The sequence below is a fragment of the Halococcus saccharolyticus DSM 5350 genome (genome assembly GCF_000336915.1).
Classification (GTDB): Archaea; Halobacteriota; Halobacteria; order Halobacteriales; family Halococcaceae; genus Halococcus; species Halococcus saccharolyticus.
Window position 1 is genome coordinate 22,604 of record NZ_AOMD01000019.1, and the last position, 9,789, is coordinate 32,392.

The following is a 9,789-nucleotide window of genomic DNA, read 5'->3' on the forward strand; positions in this document are numbered from 1 at the left end:
GTCGGTTCGCTACTACTCGGTTTCCTCGGCATCCGTGTTCCAGACGGCCTGGTTCTGGAGTGCGGCGGCGGTGTTCTGGATCGACCGCATTGTGGCCGCGGTCGCCATCACCGAATCCATCACCGCCTGCTGACTCGCGCCGTCCGGGTAGAGCCGGTGTTCGAGCAGGATCGAGTGGACCGCAGGGAACTCACACGGGTCGCCCTCGGCGTCGAGAAATGTATAGAAGCCCGGTGCAGTCGCGAGGATGGGGCCCAGACGGTTAAGCAGTTCCTGGCGATCCTCGTCGTCCTCGACTAACGCCGCGACACGCTCGGTGTCGAACGTACACTCTCCGACCACCCGCAACGGGCCCCACGTCTCCTCCTTGATGACGTGAAGCGGTAGCCGGGAGAGCCGGAGTCGGAGGTTGAACGCCGCATTATCGGTGGTTTCGTGCTCGACCTCCTGAACGACCTTCTCGTCGAGCCACGCCTCCGTCTGTTCGCGACTCAGGTGATCGACCATTCACGATCGTGGGTTCGGATCGGATAAGAAGGTGCTGCCGTCGAGCGCCGTGTCGCCGGGGAGCGAGCGTTTACCCGTGACGGGGCGCGTAGGTGAGCCATGAACGCCACCGAGCGAAATCGATTGGAGGAGGAGGGGAGTCCGTATCTCCGCCAGCACGCCGACAACCCCGTCAACTGGCAGCCGTGGGACGACGACGCGCTGGCGGCAGCCCGCGAGCGCGACGTCCCGATCTTCCTCTCGATCGGCTACTCGGCGTGTCACTGGTGTCACGTCATGGAAGACGAGAGCTTCGAGGACGAGGCGGTAGCCGAGCGACTCAACGACGACTTCGTTCCGATCAAGGTCGATCGCGAGGAGCGGCCCGATCTCGACCGACTCTATCAGACGATCTGCGGGATGGTCTCGGGCCAGGGTGGGTGGCCGCTGTCGGTGTGGCTCACGCCCGACGGTCGACCGTTCTACGTCGGCACGTACTTCCCTCGCGACGCGAAGCGCGGCCAGCCCGGCTTCCTCGACCTGCTCGACTCGATCGCGGAGTCGTGGGAAGACGACCGCGAGGACGTCGAGGGTCGCGCCGACCAGTGGGCGGGTGCGATGGCCGGCGAGCTGGAGGCGACGCCCGAGCAGCCAGGCGACCCACCAGGCAGCGACCTGCTCGAAACCGCCGCCCAGCAGGCAGTCGAGAGCGCCGATCGCGAGTATGGGGGGTTCGGTCGCGGCCAGAAGTTCCCCCAGACGGGCCGGCTCCATCTCCTCATGCGAGCTGCCGAACGAACAGGGAGAGCGGTCTTCGACGAGGTCGCCCGCGAGACGCTCGACGCGATGGCCGATGGCGGGTTGCGAGATCACGTCGGCGGCGGCTTCCACCGGTACACCACCGACCGCGAGTGGACGGTGCCCCACTTCGAGAAGATGCTCTACGACAACGCCGAACTCGTCCGGGCGTACCTCGCGGGCTACCGCCGGACAGAGGCTGAACGCTACGCCGAGGTCGCCCGCGAGACCTTGGGATTCGTCGAACGCGAGCTCCACCACCCCGACGGGGGATTTTTCAGCACGCTCGACGCTCAGAGCGAGGACGAATCCGGCGAACACGAAGAGGGGGCGTTCTACGTCTGGACGCCCGACGAAGTTCACGACGCGGTCGACGACGAGTTCGCGGCCGACCTGTTCTGCGAGCGCTACGGCGTCACCGAGACGGGGAACTTCGAGGACGGAACGACGGTGTTGACACTCAGTGCCGACATCGAGGACTTAGCCGACGAGCACGACACCACTGCCGAGGAGATCGAGGCGGAACTCGAACGCGCCCGCGAGACGGTGTTCGCAGCACGAGCCGAGCGCGCACGTCCGGCACGCGACGAGAAAATTCTGGCGGGATGGAACGGCCTGATGATCTCGGCGTTCGCCGAGGCTGGGCTCACGCTCGACGCGCGCTTCGCCGACACCGCCGTTACGGCGCTCGACTTCATTCGCGAACACCTGTGGGACGACGAGGAAAAGCGCCTCCAGCGGCGGTACAAGGACGAGGACGTGAAGATCGACGGCTACCTCGAAGACTACGCGTTCCTCGCGCGCGGCGCGCTCAACTGCTACGAGGCGACCGGCGATGTCGACCACCTCGCGTTCGCGCTCGACCTCGCGCGCACGATCGAGACGGAGTTCTGGGACTCAGAGGAGGAGACGCTCTACTTCACCCCGCAGACGGGGGAGTCGCTCGTCGCGCGGCCTCAGGAGCTCGACGACCAGTCGACGCCCTCCAGCACCGGGGTGGCGGTCGACGTCCTGCTCGCGCTGGACCACTTCACTCCCGACGATCGTTTCGAGGGGATCGCCACAACGTCCCTCGAAACCCACGCCAAGACCGTCGAATCGAGTCCGCTCCGGCGCGCGTCGCTCGCGCTCGCGGCCGATCGTCACGCCGCCGGGTCGCTCGAATGGACGGTCGTGAGTGATGGGGTCCCCGACGCCTGGCGCGAGCGGATCGGTCGAAGCTACCTCCCGCGTCGACTCCTCGCGCGGCGACCACCTTCCGACAAGGAACTCGCCACGTGGTGCGACCGGCTCGGACTCGACGACCCGCCGGCGATCTGGGCCGATCGGGACCAGCGCGACGGCGAGCCCACGGCGTACGTCTGTCGGTCGTTCACCTGCTCGCCGCCGCAGACCGACATCGAGGACGCGCTGTCGTGGGTAGAACGGCTCGCGTCCGACACGGATGCGGACCCAGAATCGACTCCAGCGGACGACCGTTCGCGTTAGTTCGTCGGCTCGGGCGCGTCGAGCTGTTCGGCGAGGTGGACGATCGGCGGTTCGGGTTCGTCCTCCACGAACCGTGCGACCTCCTCGCCGTCGCGCTCGATGACGACCGTGGGGATGTATTCGATGTCGTATTCGGCGACCAGTTCGCCCTGCTTGTCCTGATCCAGTGCGTACTCCTCGATCCGGTTCTCGGGGACGCCAGCCTCGTCGAGCGCCGCCGCGAAATCCGGCAGGATGGCCCGGCAGTCCTTACACCAGTCGCCACCCCAGACCCGGACGGTGAGTTTGTCGGCGTGTTCGCCGACGGCGTCGATCGCGTCCTCGTAGCCCGCGGGGTTCCAGACCGGGTTCGGCGACATCGTTTCGAGACTCATGGCCGGTCTTCGTCACCGGCCGGCTTATATCGTTGGTTCGACTCATTGAGCAGCCAGGGAACGACTGCCATCCAGTAGCCACGCAACGGTTATCCTGTTTGCCGTCCTTTCTATTTCCATGAGTGATACCACATCTATCATTTCCAACAGGCCGTTCAGTATTATCGGAACGTTGGTAATACTCGTCGGACTGTTGGTGTTCGGCTACGGTCTCCTGCTCGTCCCGGTATCGGTACTCGGGGGTGGGCACATCGCCGCCATCGGTCTCTCGCTGGTGCTTTCTGGACTGTTCGCCACGGAGTGGGCCGGTGACCGTTGGGGACTCTCGGCAGCGGACCGGCGCACGCTATCGCTGGCGTTCGGCGTGCTCGCCGGGCTCTTGCTGGTCGCGTTCGTAGTCGTCAACTTCGCGTCCTTCGAATCCGGCGGCGTCGAAACCGTCGTCGAATACGTCGGGGACGGTTCCTGATCGGTCGGCGTCGGCTGCGGTCCCAGTCGGCGGCATACGTTTTTGCGGCATCGTTTGCAACCACGATTCCCGAATCCCGTCACCGGTTTAGGGACGCGTTCCGTACCGGTTGGTAATGGACGACAGTATCCTCGACGCCATCGGATCGCCCCTCGTGCAGGTCGGTTCGCCCGAGGGTGCGACCGTGGCCGCGAAGATCGAGTCGAAAAACCCCGGCGGGTCGGCGAAAGACCGTCCCGCGAAGGCGATGGTCGAGGCCGCAGAGCGCAAGGGGAGCCTCGAACCCGGCGATCGACTCGTCGAGCCGACGAGCGGTAACACCGGGATCGGCCTCGCCGTCGTCGCGGCGGCGAAAGGCTACGATCTCACGGTCGTGATGCCCGCCTCGAAGTCCGAAGAGCGCCGACAGGTCATGGCGGCCTACGGCGCGGATCTCGAACTCGTGGATGGCGAGATCGAGCAAGCGAAAGAGCGTGCCGACGAACTCGAACGGCAGGGGATGGTCCAACTCCGGCAGTTCGAAAACCGTGCGAACGTCCGCGCTCACTACGAGACGACCGCAAAAGAGATCGTCGAGCAGGTCGAGGGACGCGACGTCGATGCGCTCGTCGCCGCGGTCGGCACCGGCGGTACGCTTACCGGGATCGCTCGCCGGCTCCGCGAGGAATTTCCCGCGATGGAAGTCGTTGCGGTCGAGCCGGAAGCGAATGCTGTGCTTTCGACCGGCGAGTCGGGGATCGACGAGTTCGAGGGAATGGGGCCGGGGTTCGTGAGCGAGATACTGGGTCGAGAACTGATCGACACGGTCGAAACCGTCGGAATCGACGCTGCGGAAGCCGAGTGTCGCCGCCTCGCGCGTGAGGAGGGAATCATCGTCGGCCAGTCGAGCGGCGCGGCGAACCTTGCCGCCCGTCGGGTCGCCGAGCGGCTCGCGAGGCCCGAACTCGACTGCCCGCCCGCCCCGACGGAGCTTCGGGCCGACGGGAGCGGCGAGGCGGCCACCACCGAGTACGACGACTGCCCGCTGGTCGTCACCGTCTTTCCCGATAGCGGCGAGCGCTATCTCTCGACCGGGATGTTCGACGAGTAATCGGCCGATCTCGTTGGAGACGGTTCACCGCCGTTCGTGACAGACTAAAAACTTATATCGACACGACTCGTAGCTCGCGTCGTGAAACACCGCCGTCCCCGGATCATCGGGGTTGCAGCGATCGTGCTCGCCGGCCTCGCGAGCGTCGTCGTCTATCCGGAGCTCCCGGCCAGAATGGCGACCCACTGGGGTGCGAGCGGCGAGGTCGACGGCACGATGTCGCGGCTTGCGGGTGCGTTCTTCCTCCCGGTGTTCACCATCGGCGTCTACGTGGTCTTGCTGGTCGCGCCGCGTCTCGACCCGAACGACCAGAACATCGAGTCGTTCCGGGACGCGTACGAGTGGTTCGCCGCCGGGATAGTGTGGTTTCTGGGCTACGTCCACGGGCTCACGCTGCTCTGGAACCTCGGCGTCCAGCCACCCATCGGTGCGGCGCTCGCTCCGGGTCTCGCCGCGATGCTCTACACGAGCGGACTCCTCGTTGAGCACGCCGAACCGAACTGGATCGCTGGTGTCCGCACTCCGTGGACGCTCGACGACGAGGGGGTATGGGAGCGAACCAACCACCGGGCCGCGCTCGCGCTGAAACTCGCGGGTGTGCTCGCGCTCGGCGGACTTGTTTTCCCTGGGGCTGGCTTCGTGTTCTTCCTCGTCCCGCTCGCGGTCGCCGTCGTGTACGTCACCATCTACTCCTACGTTGTGTACAGACGCCAGCGAGCGACGTGAGGGGTCCCCTCAGGCCGCGCAGTTGTTCGCGCCCGTTTCGAGCATCGTCGCCGCACGCGAACTTTCGACACTCTCGACGCCACGATTGATCGCGATCACCGTCTCGTAGTTGTCGGGCTTCTCGGGAACGTTCTCGATCATCCGCTCGACGAATGCCGTCCGATCGAGGGCCACGAGGTCGAGTCGGTCCTGTACTTCTCCGAGGGATCGCCCGACGAGCTTGCCTGGCGCGGCGTTCTCGTAGGTGCCGTCGCTGTTCACGGTGACGTGGCCCGGTAGGACGGTGAGTTCTGTGGGGAGTTCGAGCAGCGTGTCGTGAAGCGTCTCGTACTGCATCTCCGCACCGTCCTCGGCCCCTTCGTCGCCGAATTCGAGCTCCGTGCGACCGATCGAATCGAGAAACAGACTATCCCCGGTGAGCACGGCGTCGTCGCCGACACGATACGCGACCATCTCGGTGGTGTGACCGGGTGCGCCGAGGGTCTCGATCCCAGTATCGCCGACCGTAATCGTCTCGCCGTCGGCCAGCGGTTCGAACTCGTAATCGAGGTCGCGCTCGGCCGCGCGTTCGCCGAGATGATAGGGGACACCGAGTCGTGTCGCGAGCATCCGTCCGCCGGAGAGATGGTCGGCGTGGACGTGGGTGTCGAGAACGTGAGTGATCGTCATTCCGTGCTCGGCGGCGGTGGTCACGTACTGATCGGTGTGTCGCGTAGGGTCGACGACAACCGCCTCGCCCGCGCGTTTCGAGCCGACGAGATAGGAGAGACAGCCCTTCGCCCGACGCTGGAACTGCACGATCACGAGATCGTCGCTCGTGGTGTCCACGCGGGCGGTCTCGTACAGCGCGTTCCACTCGCGCATTCCCCCTGTCACGACCGCGACGTCGTCGAATCCGTCGGCGTCGAGCTCGGCGGCGAGGATCGTCGACGTCGCACCCTTCCCGCAGATCGTGACGATCCGCTTACCGTCCGCCACCGACGCGATCGCCTCGCGCTGGTCCGCCCCCAGCGTCTCCGTCGGCCCGAACGGGACGTTCACCGCGCCCGGCACGCGCCACGACTCGTAGCTGTCCGCCGGACGCGTGTCGACGAGTGTAAAATCGTCCACACCCGCGTCCTGTGCGTCAGCGACCTCTCTGGCAGTGATCGTCTCGAACATCGTTCTGCTCGTCTGTACGGTATTGGGACAAATAAACATTCTTGCACACAGCTACTGGATCCACGAATCATCCGACAGACGACGCAGGCTGCGATTCAGGTCCGGTATTCACTACGTGCCGTTGTTCTCCGGTGGTCTCTCGGGGGCGTATCGGCCCGATCCGTCTCGGAGCGATCGTGCCCACCGTGCTGAGTGGAATCGGCTGGACGACCCGAGCACGGCGGCGGGTGAACGCCGACGGGTGGCTACTCGATCGTCGCGACCAGCAGAAACGTCTCCGGACGACTGATCTCGTGCTCGATCGCGAACCCGTGGTCACGGAGCGAATCCGCGGCCGCGTCGGCAGTGTATCGCTCGTCGAGCGGTGGGCCGTTCTCGCCGGTGCCCGTGGCAGTCCAGTCGACGATGACGAGCCGTCCCGTGGGCCCGAGCACCCGGTGGATTGCCGCGAACGCGTCGTCACTCGCAAACTCGTGATAGGTCATCGTCGAGAATGCGGCGTCGAGACTGCCGTCCTCGAACGGGAGGTCCTCGATACCCGTCGTCACGAGTTCGACGTTCGCCGGCACGCCCTTCTCCCGGTAGTACTCGTGCATCGCCTCCTGGATGTCGACCGCATAGACCTCGCTCGCATGCGGTGCGACGTCGTCGGTGTAAAACCCTGTTCCGCTGCCGAGGTCGGCGGCAGCGTGGTTCGACGAGAGTGCGAGTGCCCCCAGCAGTTCCTCGGCCGAGAGGAACCGGTAGCGCCACGCTGCCTCCTCCAGCTTGTCGGCGTTGTCGACGTCGAACGTGTGATACCCCATCGTCACAGCGCCTCGAACGCTTCGTCGGCGAGTTCGCCGGTGTCTTCGATGATGTCGGCCATCGTGTCGCCGTCCGGTGCCATCCCGACGAGTCGGGCGATCCGCATGATCGAAACGTGATAGACGGTCTGGACGCCGGGCTCTTCCTCCCAGATGACGACGTTGCAGGGAAAGAGCCCACCCATTCGGTTGTCGCTGGCGTCGAGCGCACGGTCGGCGATGGCCGGATTACACGCACCGAGCACGTAGTACGGGTCACGATCGGCATCGACTTTCTCGTTGAGGAGTTCCGACGGTGAGAACTCGCTGGGGATGCCGAACCCAGCGTCGGTGAACACCTCACGAACGTGTTCGATCGCGTCCTCGTGGCTCATCTCAAGGGTGGTTCGTTTCACACCGATGTCGTCTTCGTCCAGTTGAGCCGGATCGATGGGTAGCGTCATCGTGTAGAGTATTGTGTCTGTCGTGAAAATCGCTTTCGGTTCGTGAGATCCGCCAGTTGAGGGGAGCGGACCGACTCAGACGAGCAGCTGGATATCGGCGTCGGCCATGCGCTGGAAGGCGCTCGCCGCGCCGACGCCCGTCTCGACGTCGTCGTAGAAGTCGGCGTCGTCGTAGTCCAGCAGATCGATCGTCATCTGGCACGCCTGAAGATCGACCCCACTGTCGAGTGCGGTCCGAACGAGCTCTTCGACGCTTGCGACATCGTTGTCGACGATGCGCCGCTCCATCAGCTTCGCAGTCGCCCGATCCATGCCGGGAAGCGCCCCGATGACGTTCGGAATCGGCATGTTGGGATTGCCGACCGAGCTCAGCCCCAGTTCCTGCGAGTGTTCCTCGTGGAGGATTTCGAGCCCCCAGAACGTGTGAAACACCGTCACGTCCCAGCCGAAGGCTGCGGCCGTCGAAGCGAGGATCAGGGGCGGATACGCCATATCGAGGGTCCCCTTCGTCGCGATGATGACCATCCGCTGCTCGTCGTCGTCCCGAACCGCGGCGAGTTCGGCTTCGAGCTCCTCGATGCGTGCTTCGAGGGCTGCAACGTCCTCGACCGACTCGCCAGCGGCGGGCTGGGTCTCCGTGCTCATCGCTGCCGCCCGACCGATCGATCGGTCGACGTGCGCGATCCGATCCCGTCGATAGCCGTCATGCGGTTTTCCGGACGTAGTGTTTGTACACGTCCGCATCCTCGGTCTGATCGACCAGTTCGACGCCCGTCGTCGAGCCGGCCCACCCCTTGATGTCGCTCATGCTCCCGGCATCGGTCGCGAGCACTTCGAGTACCTCCTCGCTCCCCAGCCCGTCGACCGCCTGTTTGGTCTCGATGACTGGCATGGGGCAGTTCTCTCCCGTGACGTCGAGCGTCTCGGCAGTGTCGTGTTCGTCGCTCATGTTTTATCTTGCCTCTACTAAACAATATTGACTGAGCGTTTCAAAAGTCTTGTGCATCTACCGCACAGCCCTGGCCTAAAAATCATCAGAAGCAGAATAGACAGCGTTCTGACGTCGAAAGTCTCGAATCCAACTATACTATATTGTATAGAATTCACTATTCTATACGAAGACTTATCGGGGCCGAACGGGTAGGCGGGTACGATGAGTGACGAAGCGTTCCCCGACCCGGCCGTCGATGTCGAATCGATCGAGCCGAACGAACTGAAAGAGCGCATCGACGACAGCGAGGACGTGTTCCTGCTCGACACGCGTTCGAGTGAGGCGTTCGAGGAGTGGCACATCGACGAACCGAACGTCACCGTCCGGAACGTGCCGTACTTCGAATTTCTGCTCGGCGACGTCAACGACGGCGTCTTCGAGGAGATTCCCGACGATCGGGACGTGACGGTCCTCTGTGCGAAGGGCGATTCGAGCGAGTACGTCGCCGGCTTGCTGGCCGAACGCGGCTACGAGGTCCGTCATCTCGTACGCGGCATGAACGGCTGGGCGGATCTCTACGAATCCTATGAACTCGCCGTCGATGTCGACGCCACGGTCGTCCAGTACCAGCGCCCCTCCAGCGGCTGTCTCTCGTATCTCGTCGTCAGCGGCGACGAGGCCGCAGTCGTCGATCCACTCCGGGCGTTCGTTGACACCTACCACCAGGACGCGCGCACGCTGGGAGCGGAGATCACGGCCGCGCTCGACACCCACATCCACGCCGACCACATCAGCGGAGTCCGTCGCGTCGCCGCAGGGACCAGTGCGGAAGCGTTCCTTCCCGCGTCCGCCGCCGAGCGTGGTGTTGACGACGACACTGCCTATGCGACGATCGAGAACGGCGAGACGATCGCCATCGGCGAGACCGAGATCGAGGCGCTCCACACGCCCGGTCACACGTCGGGGATGACTGCCTACCGGGTCGAGAACGTCCGGCTGTCTCTTATACACATCTCT

The 9,789-nt window shown here is 64.6% G+C and carries 12 protein-coding genes; 5 read left to right on the plus strand and 7 right to left on the minus strand.

What is annotated here, in order from left to right:
- Positions 1 to 12: 12 nt before the first annotated feature.
- Positions 13 to 507: a hypothetical protein gene (locus C449_RS07860; RefSeq protein WP_006077451.1), complete on the minus strand. Its 495-nt coding sequence runs from the start codon at positions 505 to 507 to the stop codon at positions 13 to 15.
- A gap of 99 nt (positions 508 to 606) precedes the next feature.
- Between C449_RS07860 and C449_RS07865 the strand changes: the two genes are divergently transcribed.
- Positions 607 to 2,772 (plus strand): thioredoxin domain-containing protein, encoded by a 2,166-nt coding sequence (locus tag C449_RS07865; protein WP_006077452.1) that lies wholly within the window; start codon positions 607 to 609, stop codon positions 2,770 to 2,772.
- Here C449_RS07865 and C449_RS07870 read toward each other — a convergent pair.
- Positions 2,769 to 3,146, minus strand: coding sequence for a thioredoxin family protein (locus tag C449_RS07870; RefSeq protein WP_006077453.1), 378 nt, complete (start codon positions 3,144 to 3,146; stop codon positions 2,769 to 2,771). The two genes, C449_RS07865 and C449_RS07870, sit on opposite strands and share 4 nt — an antisense overlap.
- 118 nt (positions 3,147 to 3,264) lie before the next feature.
- Here C449_RS07870 and C449_RS07875 point away from each other — a divergent pair, with 118 nt between their 5' ends.
- From C449_RS07875 to C449_RS07885, 3 genes are all read left to right on the plus strand, one after another.
- Complete coding sequence (locus C449_RS07875) at positions 3,265 to 3,615, plus strand: hypothetical protein (protein ID WP_049913966.1); 351 nt, start codon at positions 3,265 to 3,267, stop codon at positions 3,613 to 3,615.
- A gap of 115 nt (positions 3,616 to 3,730) precedes the next feature.
- Positions 3,731 to 4,705, plus strand: a complete 975-nt coding sequence (locus tag C449_RS07880; protein WP_006077455.1) for a PLP-dependent cysteine synthase family protein — start codon at positions 3,731 to 3,733, stop codon at positions 4,703 to 4,705.
- 81 nt (positions 4,706 to 4,786) lie between these two features.
- Positions 4,787 to 5,431, plus strand: coding sequence for an SdpI family protein (locus tag C449_RS07885; protein WP_006077456.1), 645 nt, complete (start codon positions 4,787 to 4,789; stop codon positions 5,429 to 5,431).
- Between the two features lie 9 nt (positions 5,432 to 5,440).
- Here C449_RS07885 and C449_RS07890 read toward each other — a convergent pair whose 3' ends face one another.
- The 5 genes from C449_RS07890 to C449_RS07910 all read right to left on the minus strand — a co-directional run bounded on the left by C449_RS07890 (position 5,441) and on the right by C449_RS07910 (position 8,790).
- Positions 5,441 to 6,592: an MBL fold metallo-hydrolase gene (locus tag C449_RS07890; RefSeq protein WP_006077457.1), complete on the minus strand. Its 1,152-nt coding sequence runs from the start codon at positions 6,590 to 6,592 to the stop codon at positions 5,441 to 5,443.
- 245 nt (positions 6,593 to 6,837) lie between these two features.
- Entirely contained in the window at positions 6,838 to 7,398 is a 561-nt protein-coding gene (locus tag C449_RS07895) for a class I SAM-dependent methyltransferase (RefSeq protein WP_006077458.1), read from the minus strand.
- A gap of 2 nt (positions 7,399 to 7,400) precedes the next feature.
- On the minus strand, positions 7,401 to 7,841 hold the full coding sequence (locus C449_RS07900) for a DUF302 domain-containing protein (RefSeq protein ID WP_006077459.1): 441 nt from the start codon (positions 7,839 to 7,841) through the stop codon (positions 7,401 to 7,403).
- A 75-nt stretch (positions 7,842 to 7,916) separates the two neighbouring features.
- Positions 7,917 to 8,486, minus strand: coding sequence for a DsrE/DsrF/DrsH-like family protein (locus C449_RS07905; protein ID WP_006077460.1), 570 nt, complete (start codon positions 8,484 to 8,486; stop codon positions 7,917 to 7,919).
- Positions 8,487 to 8,544: 58 nt separating this feature from the next.
- The gene (locus C449_RS07910) at positions 8,545 to 8,790 is read right to left on the minus strand and encodes a sulfurtransferase TusA family protein (RefSeq protein ID WP_006077461.1); all 246 of its coding nucleotides are present in this window, start codon (positions 8,788 to 8,790) and stop codon (positions 8,545 to 8,547) included.
- A 204-nt stretch (positions 8,791 to 8,994) separates the two neighbouring features.
- On the opposite strand from C449_RS07910, the gene C449_RS07915 reads away from it, so the two are divergent.
- A partial coding sequence (locus C449_RS07915; RefSeq protein WP_006077462.1) for an MBL fold metallo-hydrolase occupies positions 8,995 to 9,789 on the plus strand: 795 nt, incomplete at its 3' end.